Source organism: Tessaracoccus flavus, from assembly GCF_001997295.1.
Taxonomy (GTDB): domain Bacteria; phylum Actinomycetota; class Actinomycetes; order Propionibacteriales; family Propionibacteriaceae; genus Arachnia; species Arachnia flava.
In genome coordinates, this window is record NZ_CP019605.1 from 866,112 (window position 1) to 879,986 (window position 13,875).

At 68.4% G+C, this 13,875-nt stretch carries 10 protein-coding genes and 1 pseudogene; 4 read left to right on the plus strand and 7 right to left on the minus strand.

Annotated features, from left to right (window positions below; genetic code table 11):
* Positions 1-398: 398 nt before the first annotated feature.
* The 3 genes from RPIT_RS03835 to RPIT_RS03840 all read left to right on the plus strand — a co-directional run bounded on the left by RPIT_RS03835 (position 399) and on the right by RPIT_RS03840 (position 2,607).
* A complete protein-coding gene (locus tag RPIT_RS03835; protein WP_077340819.1) occupies positions 399-1,034 on the plus strand; it encodes a hypothetical protein in 636 nt (211 codons plus the stop codon).
* A gap of 209 nt (positions 1,035-1,243) precedes the next feature.
* On the plus strand, positions 1,244-1,813 hold the full coding sequence (locus RPIT_RS14890) for a hypothetical protein (RefSeq protein ID WP_143028173.1): 570 nt from the start codon (positions 1,244-1,246) through the stop codon (positions 1,811-1,813).
* Positions 1,774-2,607 (plus strand): transposase, encoded by an 834-nt coding sequence (locus RPIT_RS03840; RefSeq protein WP_077340821.1) that lies wholly within the window; start codon positions 1,774-1,776, stop codon positions 2,605-2,607. Before RPIT_RS14890 ends, RPIT_RS03840 begins: the two co-directional genes overlap by 40 nt.
* A gap of 217 nt (positions 2,608-2,824) precedes the next feature.
* Here the strand turns inward: RPIT_RS03840 and RPIT_RS03845 are convergent, their stop codons facing one another.
* From RPIT_RS03845 to RPIT_RS03875, 7 genes are all read right to left on the minus strand, one after another.
* Positions 2,825-4,156 carry a UDP-glucose dehydrogenase family protein gene (locus tag RPIT_RS03845; RefSeq protein WP_077340823.1) on the minus strand — a complete coding sequence of 444 codons (1,332 nt, stop codon included), beginning with the start codon at positions 4,154-4,156 and terminating at the stop codon, positions 2,825-2,827.
* Positions 4,157-4,161: 5 nt separating this feature from the next.
* Positions 4,162-5,109: a phosphotransferase family protein gene (locus tag RPIT_RS03850; protein WP_077340825.1), complete on the minus strand. Its 948-nt coding sequence runs from the start codon at positions 5,107-5,109 to the stop codon at positions 4,162-4,164.
* A gap of 374 nt (positions 5,110-5,483) precedes the next feature.
* Positions 5,484-6,599, minus strand: coding sequence for an aminoglycoside phosphotransferase family protein (locus tag RPIT_RS03855; protein WP_077340827.1), 1,116 nt, complete (start codon positions 6,597-6,599; stop codon positions 5,484-5,486).
* Positions 6,596-8,407 (minus strand): ABC transporter ATP-binding protein, encoded by a 1,812-nt coding sequence (locus RPIT_RS03860; protein ID WP_077340829.1) that lies wholly within the window; start codon positions 8,405-8,407, stop codon positions 6,596-6,598. The genes RPIT_RS03855 and RPIT_RS03860 overlap by 4 nt, the downstream gene beginning before the upstream one ends.
* Positions 8,400-9,584 carry a glycosyltransferase family 4 protein gene (locus RPIT_RS03865; RefSeq protein WP_077340831.1) on the minus strand — a complete coding sequence of 395 codons (1,185 nt, stop codon included), beginning with the start codon at positions 9,582-9,584 and terminating at the stop codon, positions 8,400-8,402. The genes RPIT_RS03860 and RPIT_RS03865 overlap by 8 nt, the downstream gene beginning before the upstream one ends.
* Positions 9,581-10,903, minus strand: coding sequence for a glycosyltransferase family 4 protein (locus RPIT_RS03870; RefSeq protein ID WP_077340832.1), 1,323 nt, complete (start codon positions 10,901-10,903; stop codon positions 9,581-9,583). The genes RPIT_RS03865 and RPIT_RS03870 overlap by 4 nt, the downstream gene beginning before the upstream one ends.
* Positions 10,900-12,102, minus strand: coding sequence for a glycosyltransferase family protein (locus RPIT_RS03875; protein ID WP_077340834.1), 1,203 nt, complete (start codon positions 12,100-12,102; stop codon positions 10,900-10,902). Before RPIT_RS03875 ends, RPIT_RS03870 begins: the two co-directional genes overlap by 4 nt.
* Before the next feature lie 137 nt (positions 12,103-12,239).
* Here RPIT_RS03875 and RPIT_RS03880 point away from each other — a divergent pair.
* A pseudogene (locus tag RPIT_RS03880) lies at positions 12,240-12,656 on the plus strand (transposase); the annotation flags it as partial.
* Positions 12,657-13,875 lie beyond the last annotated feature (1,219 nt).

Consider the following 13,875-nt stretch of genomic DNA (forward strand, 5'->3'; position numbering starts at 1 on the left):
TCCAGTACTCGGACGACGCTTGGGAGCAAGTCCCCGAGGTGAATTTCACCCGCGTCCCGATTATAGGCGAACACCCAACGCGATGTATGTCGGCTCTTACACGGAGTCTTGGTGCGGCGCCTACTATCGGTACACCTCAACCTTCAAGATCAGCATCAACTCTAGAACGATTAATGACGCGTACCGGCGCGATTGCAGCAACTGCTGGCACAACTTCGTACGGTCCGTGACAGTCCACGAACTCGGACACGTCCTCGATCTCATTGATAATCCCGTCGCTCCAGGGAAGCCGCCGGGATACTACCTCTCCATCATGGCTTACAACCGTGACAGGAACGCCGTCATCACTCCCTACTATTTCGATCAAATGAACGTCTCCTCTCGTTATTAGGAAAATCATGAGGTATCTTCGACCAGTCGCAGCAGCCATTCTGGCGCTATTCGTCGCGTCCTGCGCCACTGTTCGTGAGACGCCAGGCGACCCGTCCGTAGCGCCCTCGCCCACAGAGACCCTCACCATCCTCGTCGACCTTCCGCACTACGAGTCCGTGGAGGACTTGGCATCAGCGGCCGATGCCATCGTGAAAGCAAGGGTCATTAGTTCGCGCAGCGACCTCGACCTTCCCGACTACACGTCAGACGATCCACGCGTGAACCCCTACATCGGTGCCTCCGAGGCTCCCTCACCCGAGGAGATCAAGGCCATGGGCATCCCGATCACGGTATACACAGTTGAAATTACCGAGAGTCTCGCCGGAAAGTTGTCTGAGCGCTCCACCATCGAAGTTGTCGAAATGGGTGGGCTTGTGGACGGAGTCGACCACCGCGTCGCGAACCTTCAGCCGCTGGCAACGTCAAAGCCCGATCTGCTCTTCCTGGAAGAAGTGCGGGACGGACGCTATGCCACCGTGGGCATGGCCCAAGGACGATTCACCGCACTCAGTGACGGCAGCTACGTCAGCCTGAGCGACACCCCACTGAAGATCGGCACCAGCGCAGACCTGCAACGCCTGGAGCAGGTCGTCGACGGCTAGCTGACCCGCCACATAGCCCGAAGTGTCCTCGAAACCGGAGGATTCAGACCCCGACTGCTAACCTCGATTGTGAAGACTAAAGGTCTACGGCGAAGGATTCTGAGAATGAGGGAGCGGATGAGAGTTGGCCTGACAGCGGGCATAGCGTTATTGCTATCGGTGGTGATCTGGGTGAGTGGAGGAGGTCCCTCAGAAGTTACCGTCCCCTCATGGCTCTGGACGTTCACCAGTTGGGTATCTACAGCGCTGCTGATCTTCGGTTCCTGTTTAATAGCGCTCCTGATTTCCGGGAACTTCTCGTGGTCGAAAGGTTCTCCTCCGAAACTGCTGAGAAATACCGCGATCGCACTCCTGGCAGTTGGCGTAGCCATCACCGCCATCACCGCCGCGGCAGCTGGGCTTATCAGTTCAGTACCTTTTGCCGCGGTACTTGCCAGCCTGTCTCTGTTCCTCCAAGTCACAGGGGCGACGATGTTAGCCATGAGTATGCGAACCAGTCGGCACTCAAACGAGTGCTGAACGTCTGCTCCGAGGACCGCATTCACCAAGAGCGCGAGCCTCGGCGCACGGGCAAGCCGATCGCCATGGTGATCCAGCGCCATTGGGATGGTCCTGCTGTTGAGATGTCTACCTACGTAACCACCGGGGGCGACTCTGGCTCACCGTGGGGTGTTGCGACTGCGACGACGATGACTGCTTTTGGTCAGCACTTCGGCATGATTTGCCGCGGCCAGAACGCATGGATCGACGAAGCTGGCGTCTGCCGCGACGGCAGTTGAACCGGTTGTCGGCGTGTCTGCGGCAGTACTACCCGGCGGCGTTACCGCTGCTCGACGACAAGTTCGACCGGCGTGACGTGTGGGCGGTGCTGGCCAAGGCACCCGACCCGGGATCGGGCCGTAAGTTGACCCATGCGCAGACGGTCACCACGTTGAAACGGGCCGGCCGGAAACGCTATCTCGATCACACCGCCGCCAAGATCCTTGACGTGCTCCACAGTGATCAGCTTGCGGCCCCGCCACAGCAGTCCCGGGCGCTGGCGGTGCGCACCGTGACGCTGATCAGGATCCTGCAGGCCACCCGTGCTGAGATCGAGTCGGTCGAGGCCGAGATGGCAGCGGCTTTTGAGCAGCACCCGGACGCCGAGATCTACCTCTCGCTACCAGGCAAGGGGCACGTGATCGGCGCCCGGGTGCTTGGCGAGTTCGGGGACGACCCCGACCGCTACGAGGATGTCAAAGCGCGTCGTAACTACGCCGGTACCTCACCCCTGACGATAGCCTCTGGGCGACAACGGATCGTCAAAGCCCGCCATGTGCGTCCCCGCGATTGGCCGACGCCATGGACCGGTGGGCCTTCAGTAGCCTGTCGCGCAGCCCTGGGGCGCTGGACTATTACCACGCGAAGACAGCTGCCGGTTACAAGCATCATGAAGCCCTCCGGGCCCTCGCCAACCGACTCACGGGCATCCTCCACGGCTGCCTCAAAACACGCACCCTCTACGACGAGAACACCGCCTGGCAACACCGATACCAGCCTGCCGCTTGACACCTTAGACACCTGGGGTATCTGAGCCGCCGTGTCTGAAGGCCGCTCCCTGAGCCGCCGCGTGAGCGCTTGCGCGAACCGGCGTGTCGAAGGGTAACGAACCCTCGCCCGCACGCCGCCCCGAGTCGGGGTCAAGGGCGGCGACCGAGGTCGCGGCCGTTACCCTTCGAGACGGCCGCCCGGCCTCGCAAGCTCGGCGTGGCGACCTCCTCAGGGAGCGATGACTCGGCATGGCGACCTCCTCAGGGAGCAGCGGGGCGGCCGAGGCCGGTGTAGGTCCAGCCTGCCTCGCGCCAATGGGCGGGGTCGATCGCGTTGCGGCCGTCGATGAGCACCGGGCGCGCCACAAGGGTCCGCACCGAGGCCGGATCCAGGTCCACGTACTCGCGCCACTCGGTCAGCAGGACGACGAGGTCCGCGCCCTCGAGCGCGACCTGGGTGTCGGGCTCCAGCGGCAGCCCGGGCGCGACGCGACGCACGGTCGGCAGCGCCTCCGGGTCGGTCACCGTGACCGCGGCGCCCATGTCGGCCAGGCGGCGCGCCACGTCCAGGGCGGGCGAGTCACGCACGTCGTCGCTGTTGGGCTTGAACGCGGCACCGAGCACGGTGATCCGGCGGCCGGTGACGTCGCCGTCGAGCGCCTTGGTGGCCAGGTCGACGACCCGGTCGCGACGACGCAGGTTGATCGCGTCCACCTCGTTGAGGAACGCCACAGCGTCCGCGACACCGAGCTCCTCCGCGCGCGCCATGAACGCGCGAATGTCCTTCGGCAGGCAGCCACCGCCGAAGCCGACGCCAGCGCGCAGGAACTTCTTGCCGATCCGGTCGTCGTGGCCGATGGCCTCCGCGAGGTCCGCGACGTCGCCGCCGGTCGCCTCACACAGCTCGGCCATCGCGTTGATGAACGAGATCTTGGTGGCCAGGAAGGAGTTGGCCGCCACCTTGACGAGTTCGGCGGTCGGGTAGGTCGTGACGATCTGCGGGATGCCCGACGCCAGCAGGCTCGCGTACACCTCGTCGAGGGCCGCGCGGCCGCGCTGCGCGTGCTCGGGATCGTTGGAGACGCCGTAGACGATGCGGTCCGGGCTGAGCGTGTCCTGCACCGCGAACCCCTCGCGGAGGAACTCGGGGTTCCAGACGAGCGTGATGCCGCGCGCCTCGAGGATCTCGGCCAGCGCCTCCGCGGTGCCGACGGGGACCGTCGACTTGCCGACCACCACCGGGTGCGACCCCTCCGGGATCGCCTCCAGGAGCAGCGCGACGGCCGACGTCACGTAAGTGAGATCCGCGGCGCCGGTGTCGTCCTTCTGGGGCGTGCCGACGGCGATGAAGTGCACGTTGACGTCGGCGAGTTCCTCGAGCGCGGGCGCCTCCTCGAAGCGCAGCCGGCCCGTGGCCATCGCGCTCTCCAGCAGCTCGGGCAGGCCGGGCTCGAAGAACGGGGCCTCGCCGCGACGCAGGTACTCGATCTTGGCGGGGTCGACGTCGACGCCGATCACCTCGTGGCCGAGCTCGGCCATGCAGGCGGCGTGCACGGCGCCGAGGTAACCGCAACCGATCACTGAAATGCGCATGGGTATCACTTTCTGGTCAGGGCCTGGTCGGTCCAGGCGCCGAGCCACGGCGCGGACGCCGGGCGGAACGAATAGAGGAAGGCGAGCCGGAGCCGGCTGGCCTGGGCGTAGGCGGCGAGCCGCTGCGCCGAGATCTCGAGCTTGTCGACGGCGCCCATCAGGATGGCGGCGATGTCGTCGGCTCGATCGAGCACGCCCTGCATCGCGCGCAGCTCGACGTGGACGAGCAGGTTGGCGAGGTCGAGTGCGGCCTCGCCGCGGGCGGCGGTGTCGAGGTCGAGGAGGTGGATCTGGGTGCCGTCCCAGAGCGCCTGCTTGTCGTGGAGGTCGCGGTGGAGGGTGACGGCGGGGTCGGGGGTTTCGGCGAGCGCCTCGCACGCCTCGTCGACGGCGGCGCCCAGTTCGTCGAGCCGGTCGAGTGAGCCGAACCGCAGGGCATGGCCGTACCAGGTGCGCAGCACCTCGATCTCGTCGCCCGAGGTGTGCGCGGGCAGCTCGAGGGTCGTGCGGGCGAAGTCGGGCCAGCCGTCGGCGAGCGCTCGCCATCCCTCCATCGCTCCCTGAGCGTCGCCGGCGAGGGACGAGCCAGCGACGACGCGTCGCCCTGAGCGTTCGCGAGGAACGAGCGAACTTGTCGAAGGGAAGGGGCTCCCTAGCCCGTCCGAGGACTCGCCTTGTGCCCCTGCTCGTCCGAGGTCGTACAACGTAGTACCCGGAAGCAGGGAGAACTCGACGACATCATCCGTGGAGGAGAGGACCTCGGCGGCGCCGAAGCCGGCAGCGGCGCACGCGACGGCGACAGCGGTCGAGGCGGCTGCGACCCGAGGCGCACGCCCCGGACGCAGGATCTTGATCGCCCGATCCGGCGTCAGCGCGACCGCCCGCTTGTGCAGGCGATGGACCACCAGAGGTAGGCCCGCGCCGAGCGCAGGGAGCTTGCGATCCTTGTCCATGGGGGTCAAGGCAAGGATCCCGCTCACCTCGATGCGCCCCGCGCGGAGATTGTGGGACTCGTCGATGAGTTCGACGCTCAGGCTACCGTCTGGGGACGGCCACGCGCGCCGAATTCCGTCTGTTGCACACAGTGTTTGCATGACGGGGCTGGGGGCCGCGCGGCGCGCCTGATTTTTCGTCGCCGGTTCGTTCAGGGAGCGATCGGCAGCACGACGTGGGGACGGTTCGCCTGCATGCCTCGGGGGCCCTTCGTCGTTCGCGCGAGCGCTCACGCTCAGGGAACGATCGACGGCTGCGCTCGCTCTCAGGGACCGATCGCTCGCACGCTGCGGGGGCCCTTCGTCGCTCGCTGCGCTCGCGCTCAGGGGCCGGCTCATCGGAGGGTCCCCTCGAGGGCGTCGAGGCGCTGCGAGACGTGCTCGCGCCACTCGGGTTCCGCGCGACGGATCGGGTCAGCGGCGGCCAGCAGGATCGCCCGGGACCGTGCCGCGTCCAGCAGGCGCGACGCCGGGAGCGCTCCCCCGGCGGCCGTGTAGCCGGCGAGCAGCGCGGCGCCCTCGTCGTCGGAGCAGTTGGCCAGGTATGACCCCAGGTCGACGGCGGGGTCGGCCAGGCAGGCGCGCTCCAGGTCAGTGACCCACACGCGGCCGGTGGCCGAGTCGAGCAGCATTTGGTCGGGCGAGGCGTCGCCGTGCACGACCAACCGCGTGTCGGTGCGCACTTGGTCCCACCGTCGGGCGGTCTGATCGGCGAGCGACGCCATGCGGGCGGCGAGGTCGTCGTCGAGCAGGCTCAGCAGTTCGACGTGCGCGGCGCCCTGCTCGCGGGGGTCGGGCTCGCGGCTGGACAGCCAGCCGCGCAGCGCGTTGGGCACCTCAGCGCGATGCAGTGTGGCCAGCGCAGCGCCGACCGTGCGGGTGGCGGCGAGGTCGCGGGTGTCCTCGAGGTCGGTGTCGCCGACGAAGCGCTGCACCGCGATCTGGGGGTGCGCGCCGGAATCGAGCCGCCCGGGCAGCGGCACGCCGTCCTCGATGAGCGCCCAGTCGAGAGGCAGCGCCACGGGGTTGGCCTGGGTCGACAGCCGCACCGTCGTGTCGCCGTGGCGCACGACCAGCCGGCGCAGCGGGTTGTACCGCAGCACTTGGTCGCCGGCCTCGATCAGGCCCTCCTTGAGCGCGACGCGATAAACCGCCGCGAGCTGCGGGTCCGAGGCGAGCTCGCCCCACTGCATCATCAAGCCGGCGTGCAGCGGGCGGGTCTGGATCCGCTGACCGCGACGCTGGGCGCGCTCCACCACCTTGGACGCCTTGTCCTGCGTGATCGGCCACAGCACCCGGGCCCAGCCGTCGGGCTGCCCGGTCTCGGCGTCGCGCAGCGCGAGCACCACGGAGTTCTTCGCCTTGATCCGGATCCGGTCGGCGACGACGGTGCGCCCGGTCAGCTCGGCCAGGATCACCGGGTCGAGCAGGGCGTCGACGAGCTGTCTCATCGTCCCCTCCTGATCTCGTCGGGCGTGCGGCCGCTGGCCTCCACCCAGTCGCGGAAGACGGGATCCTCGGCGAGCAGTTGGGCGGGCGGGCCGTCGCGCAGGATGCGGCCGTCCTCCAGCCAGACGACGCGGTCAGCGCGCATGGCCATCTCGACGTCGTGTGTGACGGCCAGCGTCGTGCGGCCCTGGACGAGGCGGCCGATGGCGTCGAGCACCACGACGGCGGCCTCCGGGTCGAGGCCGGTGGTGGCTTCGTCGAGCACGACGACGGGGGCGTCGCGCAGCAGGGCGCGGGCGATGGCGACGCGCTGGCGCTGGCCGCCCGAGAGGGTGCCGCCGCGCTCCCCGACCACGGTGTCGTAGCCCTCCGGGAGGGCCATGATGAAGTCGTGGGCGTGGGCGGCCTGCGCGGCTGCCTCCACCTCCTCGTCGGTGGCATCCTGGCGGCCGTAGCGGATGTTCTCGCGCAGCGTCCCGGTGAACAGCACCGCCTCCTGGTGCAGGAGCGAGACGTTGGCGCGCAGGTACGCGAGGTCGAGCTCGCGCAGCGGGTGGCCGTCGAGGGTCACCTCGCCGAGCTTTGGATCGAGCGAGCGGACCAGCAGCGACGTCATGGTGGACTTGCCGGACCCCGACGGCCCGATGATCGCGATCATCTCGCCGGGGCGGGCGGTCAGCGTGACGCCCCGCAGGACGATCTCCTTGCCGTAGCCGGCCAGCACCGAGTCGAAGCGCACCCAACCGAGCAGCTTCTGGGGGCGGACGGCGCGGTTGGGGGTGCGCACCTCGGCGTCGACATCCATGAGGTCGGCGACGCGCTCACCCGACGCGCTGGCGCGGGCGATGCGGCCGGTGTACTTGGCCATGTCGCGCAGCGGCTTCATGGTGGTGCGCAGGTAGGTGGTGAACAGCACGAGGTCGCCGGGCGTCATGGAGCCCTCCATGACGCGCAGGCCGCCGCCCACCAGCACGACGGCGGTGGCGATGCCGACGATGAGATCGGTGCGGCGCTCCAGTCCGGCGGCGAGGCGGCGCGACTTCACGCCCTCCTTGAGCGAGCGGTTGTTGGCCGACGAGAAGCGGTCCGCGATGGTGTCCTCGAGTCCGTAGGCCTGGACGATCTTGATGGAGCTCAGCGACTCCTGCGCCGTGTTGGCCAGCTGGCCCTCGCCCTTGCGGGTCTTGCGGGAGGCGACGGCGATCTTCTTGGACGTGCCGGCGGACCCGGCGAAGAACAGCAGCATCGCGACGACCACCACGAGGCTCAGCAGCGGATCGAGCAAGATCATCACGATCAGCATCACGACGAGCGTGAGCATGTTGGCCAGCAGCGGCAGGCCGGCGGTGACCGCGACCTCCTGCAGGCGGCCGACGTCGGAGACGATGCGCTGGACGGTGTCCGCAGAGCGGTTGCGGGAGTGGAACTGCTGCGACAGGCCCTGCACGTGCCGGAACACGCGGGCGCGCAGCGCGGTGGCGACGCGGGAGCCGACGAGCGCGAACGCGACGGTGGCGAGGTAGTTGCTGAGCGCACGTAGCCCGACGATCACCACGAGCGCGACGCCGCACCACACAAGCAGGCTGAGGGTGGCGGGCGCCTGGTTCGTCGCGAGGTCGGCGCCGAGCGAGGCGGAGACGGCGTCGATGACGATCTTCATCGGCCACGGCTCCAGCACGCGGAACACGACCTCTAGGAGCAGCACGCCCGTGCCGCCGAGCATCAGCTTCTTGTGGGGCTGCAGGTCCGGCTGCACCAGCCGCAGCGTGCGGGCCAGCGCGTTGGTGTCGAGCTTCAAGCGGTCAGCCATCGTGCTGGTCCCTGAGCCTCGCCGGCGACGAAGGAGCCAGCGGGGACGAAGGGCCTCCGTCGCCCTCAGACAGAGCCAACCCCAGGATGCTGTCCACGACGCCAGACCAGCTGTGGTCCGACACCGCGCGCTCGCGGGCCTTCGCGCCCATCGCGCGGCGCGACTCCGGATCGGCGGCCAAGCGGTCGAGCGCGCGGGCCAGCGCGGCGGGGTCCGACGGCGCCACCAGGACGCCCTCGTCGGTGATGATCCCCGGGAGCTGGCCCACCGACGACGCCACCACGGGCAGGCCGGCGGCGAGGTACTCGTAGACCTTCAGCGGGGAGAAGTACTGGTCGCCGTCCTCGACGGAGGCCGGGTAGGGCGCCACGCCGATGGCCGAGCCGGCCAGGTGCGCGGGCATCTCCTCGGGGGCGACGGCGCCGCGGAAGTCGACGTCGACGCCCAGTCGGGCGGCCTGCGCCTCGAGCGCGGCCCGCTCGGGGCCGTCGCCGACGACGCGCACGGTCCACGGCTCGCGGGCCATGCCGGCGGCGTCGATCAGCACTGAGGTGCCGTGCCACGGCTTGAGGGTGCCGACGAACGTCACCACGACGTCGTCGTCCTCAGGCTGCGGCAGGATGCGGGTGACGCTGACGCCGTTGGCGACGGTGTGGACGCGGTCGCCGTCGGTGTGGCGGCGCACCCAGGCGGAGACCGGGTCGGAGACGCAGATGGTGGCCGCGGCGGCGTGCACCTGGGCGCGGAGCGCGGCCCATGCGCCGTTCTCGTCCACCATGTCGCGGTGCTTCTTCTGCTCGTCGATCAGCGGGGCGTTCACCTCGAGGACGCCGACGGCGTCGCTGGCCGCGGTGACGCGGGCCAGCACGGTGCTGAAGAGGGAGTAACGCTCGTAGACGAGGTCGGCACCGTCGGCGAGGATCCGGGTGACCATCTCGGCGGAGGCGTCCTGCTGGGCGCGCTCGCGGGCCGCGGGGTCGCCCTTGGCCACCTTGACGGGCACGACGCGGAGGTCGGCGAGGTCGGCGGGGACGTCGTCGCCGATGCGGGTGGCGTAGACGGTGACGTCGTGGCCGCGCGCAATGAGCTCGCGGACGACCTCTTGGATGTGCACCGAGGCGCCCTTGGTGCCGAAGACGGGGATGCCGGGGTCGACGGAGACGTACGCGATCCTCATGCCTGGACCTCCTGCAGTTCACGACGCCCTTCGTCGTCGCTGGCGGTTGCTGAGCGTGCGGCGACGAAGGAGCCGTGCGACGAAGTGCGTTCCTCGCCGGCGACGCTCAGGGAGCGGGGGCTTGCTCCGGTCTGCCATGCGCTGAGGGTGGCGGCCTGGCGGCGGCTGTCGAACTGGTCCTCGATGAGGGCGCGCGCGTTGGCGGCCATGGCCTGGGCCGGCACCGAGCCGTCGGCGAAGGCCTTGAGCGCAGCGGCCAGACCGTCGACGTCGCCTGGCTCGAGCAGGACGCCGGTCTCGCCGTCGAGGATCACCTCGGGCAGGCCCGTCACGGCGGTGCCGATGACGGGGGTGCCGATGGCCATCGACTCCAGCACGACGGTGGGGAGGCCGTCGATGTTGCCGTCTTCGCCAGGCACGCAGGGTGCCGCGAAGACGTCGGAGCCGGCGATGAGGACGCGGATCTCGCTCTGGGTCTGGGGCCCAATGAGTCGTACATTGTCGGACAGATCGAGCGACGCGATCTGGGCGTTCAGCTGGGCCGTGAGGTCGCCGTCGCCGGCGATCGTGACGTCGACGGGCACGCCGGCGTCGCGCAGGAGCGCGGCGGCGGAGATGAGGTCGCCGAAGCCCTTCTTCGGGACGAGCCGCCCGACGGCGGACACGCGCAGCACCTCACCGGCCGAGGCCGGCTCGCGGTACGGGAAGCGGTCGAGTTCGAGCGCGTTGTACTGCAGCGACACCCGGGAGTCGGTGCCCTCCAGCACGCCCGCGAGGTAGGCGTCGTTGAAGCGGCTGATCGCGATGACGCGGTCGGCGTCGGCGCACAGGCGGCGCAGCCACGCGGCGTCGACGGACTCGTGGTAGATGTCCTTCGCGTGGGTCGTCATCGTGTACGGCACGCCGGTGAGCTTCGAGGCGATCCACGCCATCCGCCCCGCGAGGGTGGCGAAGTGCGCGTGGAGGTGCGTGATGCCGTCGGCCGCGACGGCCTGCGCCAGCTCGACGCCCTGGGCCACCTCGTCGCCGGGGAGGGTGGCGAGTTCGGGGAGGATCGCGGCGAAGCGCTCGCGCATGGCCTCGTCGGTGACGGCGTCGGCGATGCGGGCCCAGAGGTCGGCGCCCTTGGGGTAGCGGCTGATCCACGTGACGCCGCCCTTCACGCGGGCGATCTCGGGGTGGAAGCGCGCGTCGGTGGTGGGGCGCAGCGCGTAGATGGAGATGTCGTCGCCGTGGGCCTCGCGGGCCAGGATCTCCGTGACGATGAAGGTCTCGGAGAACCGGGGGTAGACCTTGAGGACGTAGCCGATGCGGCTCATGCGGATGCTCCTACGAGTTCGCGGACGGACGCGCGCTGAAGGAGTTCGGCGGCGTAGTGGGCGGTGACGTCGAGCCCGTCGCGCTCGACGTGCGAGCGGTCGGCGCGACGGTTGACGGCGTCGGCCACCCAGGCGCTCAGGGCGTCGGTGGTGACGTCGTCGGCGCGCATGAGCTCCATGGCACCGGCGCGCTCCATGGCGCGGGCCCGGATGAGCTGCTCGAGGCGGGGCACCTCGCGCGGGACGATGAGGCCGGGGGTGTCGGTGGCGAGGATCTCGCACACCGTGTTGTAGCCACCCATGGCGATGACGGCCGAGGCGTTCTCGATGTGCTCGACGAGGCCGGGCAGCGCGGCGTGCACGACGGTGCGCTCGCCGGCCAGCGCCTGGATCTCCGCCACCTCGTCCTCGCCCAGCTGCGGGCCGGTGACGACGAGGTGCTGGTGGCCCTCGGGCACGTCGATGGCGACGGCGGCGCGGAGGAGGTCCATGCCGTCGGAACCGCCACCGGTGGTGGTGAGGATGAACGGCGGGTTCTCGGCCAGGCCCTCCTCGCCGGCGGGGGCGTCGGCGCGGCCGGAGGCGAGGTAGCCGGTGAAGCGGAGGCGGTCGATGAGGGCGGGCGGGGCCTCGCCGGTGGCGATCGGGTCGTGCACGGCGCGGTCTCCGTAGATCCACACCTCGTCGACGAGTTCGCGCAACTTCATGGGGTTCTTGAGGCGCTTCCACTCGGCGGCGACGACCTCAGGTTCGTCGAGCACCTCGCGCAGGCCGAGGACGACCCGGGCCTCGGGCTTGGCCTCGCGCAGGCGGCGCAGCGGGCGACGGAGTTCCTTGCGGACGCCGTAGATGTGGCGGTCGATGATGACGAGATCGGGCATGAAGCCGAGCAGCGTCGCCTCGAGCACGGAGGAGCGCAGGTTGATGAGGTCCTTGGTGGCGGTCCCGAGGAAGCGGGCGTGGTAGCCGTCCTCGCCCTTGGCGATGCCGGGGATGGTCAGCCAGTCGAAGCCCTGCGGGAGGGGGAAGCGGCTGGCGCGCGGGAGGCCCGAGACCAAGAGGCCCGAGACGGGGCGGCCGGTCTCCTCGGGGATGACGCGGGCGAGGTGGTGCGCGATCGCGAGGTTGCGGCGCACGTGGCCGAGCCCCTGGGAATCGTGGCTGTAGAGCAGGACCCGGATGGGGGTGGTCTCGTCCATGATGTGTCTCCTCGGCGTCGTTGGTGAACTGCGCGTTACGAGAAGACTTCCGAAGGCTCGTGAGGTCCGTGTGAGGCCTTTGTGGGAGTTTTCTCACAAAACGGGCTCTTCTGTCGCGCGTCAGACTTAGTGGCAGGGCTGGGCTGCTGACCGAGAAGCAGCAGCATCGGCTCGCGAAGGTGTTCGCTGACGAGCGGCATGTCGCGTTCGAGGTCACCTGGAGCGTCTACCAGGACGTGATCGATGCCCACCAAGCCGACCAGCCGGCCGAGGGGAAGAAGATCATGACCCGGCTGATCACCAGCATCCAGAGCGGTGTCCCGACTGGCCTCGATGAGCTGCAGTCGCTGGGGCAGACGATGAAGCGTCGCCGCGATGACATTCTGGCGTTCTTCGATCACCCCGGGACATCGCATGGTCCCACCGAGGCCGTGAATGGCCTTCTGGAACACCTCCGCGGGACCGCCCGCGGGTTCCGCAGTATCGTCAACTACGTCGCTCGGTGCCTACTCGACGCCGGCGGGTTGAGACCCCTGATCCACTCACTTCTGTGAATAGCCCCGATAGGGTCGTCGCTCCAGCTGACGATGGACCGGCCGGGCTGTCCGGCGGGCGGCTGGCTACCTTGCCAGCCGCCCGCCTACTGCCTCCACCCTGGGGCATCCGCGCTTCCTGCCCCTCGTTGTGACGGCACATCTAGCGATCCGCGTCCGCTGCGTCCGCCGAACCAATCGGCACCCGCAAGCGCAATGAGGAATGCCCCCGACCACCCAACCAAGGTGAGCAGAACATCAAGGATGAGGGAAACGGATCCATCTCCGGGGATCGGGCTGGTGCCGCTGCTCGCGAAGGAGAGCCAGCGAATGAGCGCCACAGCGGCCACGCACCCGAGCCCGGCCAGGAACGTTGTACGGGTGCCGTGACGGCCGCCGGGAGGAAACGCCGTCCGGCCAAGAAGCACTGCGGCCGTCGCGATGCCGATGGTCACGAGGGTGCCAACAATCAAGTCAGCAGCGACCCACCAAGGCCCGCCCTGCAATGAGGCCTGCCATAACCTCAGGCCCATAGCCGCTAGCCCTGCCGCGGCACCTGCAATTGCAACCCGCAATCTTTTGGCTGCGCCCTTCGTCTCAGACATGGAAACTTCCGGCCCATCCGATGTACCCCCCATTGGTAAACTTGATCTCTGGGTAGGCTGCGACCGCTCCCCACGGGACTCGGACCGACATGTTATTTGCCCCGCCGATTCGGATTCCACTGACCGGTGTACCGCCAATAATAGAAGTTCGAAGGAGGTGGATTGGGATAGACTCTGGTCTTCTTAAACGACCATGGAACCCAAGAAACAAAACTGTTTGAATACTGATCTCTCGCTACCGTGTACGTGATCATGGTGTCCGGAGTAGTCCCAATGATGGCAGGGCAACCACTCGCCGACCGCTCTATGGTTGTGCGTGATGGAACAGCAACATTGGTGTAGCAGGTGGCCAAGCGTTGCGCCTCAAGCACCTTCGCTGCATCTGCTTGTTGGCGTTCAGTTTGACCCTCGGCAACAGTCATGCGTCCGTCCGGATGGAGAATCAAGAAGGCTGTACCCGGAGGGATACTCGGGTCTACCCAGATGGAATTATTTTCCAAGATTGAGGCTGGGAGAGATTCCAATAGATCATCCTAAACCTGGGGATTGGCGAGCGCTAGCGGCGTGGCTGAGCGGTCCTCTATCTCGCTCTCTGCCCAAACGGGCTGAGGCGCAATCGCTGTCAGTAGGGCAGC

What these genes read in the sequence shown, in the direction of transcription:
- RPIT_RS03835 (WP_077340819.1), top strand. Translation starts at nt 399, where the DNA reads ATGAGGTATCTTCGACCAGTCGCAGCAGCCATTCTGGCGCTATTCGTC.
- RPIT_RS14890 (WP_143028173.1), top strand. Translation starts at nt 1,244, where the DNA reads ATGGCTCTGGACGTTCACCAGTTGGGTATCTACAGCGCTGCTGATCTT.
- RPIT_RS03840 (WP_077340821.1), top strand. Translation starts at nt 1,774, where the DNA reads ATGGATCGACGAAGCTGGCGTCTGCCGCGACGGCAGTTGAACCGGTTG.
- RPIT_RS03845 (WP_077340823.1), bottom strand. Translation starts at nt 4,156, where the DNA reads ATGCGCATTTCAGTGATCGGTTGCGGTTACCTCGGCGCCGTGCACGCC.
- RPIT_RS03850 (WP_077340825.1), bottom strand. Translation starts at nt 5,109, where the DNA reads ATGGACAAGGATCGCAAGCTCCCTGCGCTCGGCGCGGGCCTACCTCTG.
- RPIT_RS03855 (WP_077340827.1), bottom strand. Translation starts at nt 6,599, where the DNA reads ATGAGACAGCTCGTCGACGCCCTGCTCGACCCGGTGATCCTGGCCGAG.
- RPIT_RS03860 (WP_077340829.1), bottom strand. Translation starts at nt 8,407, where the DNA reads ATGGCTGACCGCTTGAAGCTCGACACCAACGCGCTGGCCCGCACGCTG.
- RPIT_RS03865 (WP_077340831.1), bottom strand. Translation starts at nt 9,584, where the DNA reads ATGAGGATCGCGTACGTCTCCGTCGACCCCGGCATCCCCGTCTTCGGC.
- RPIT_RS03870 (WP_077340832.1), bottom strand. Translation starts at nt 10,903, where the DNA reads ATGAGCCGCATCGGCTACGTCCTCAAGGTCTACCCCCGGTTCTCCGAG.
- RPIT_RS03875 (WP_077340834.1), bottom strand. Translation starts at nt 12,102, where the DNA reads ATGGACGAGACCACCCCCATCCGGGTCCTGCTCTACAGCCACGATTCC.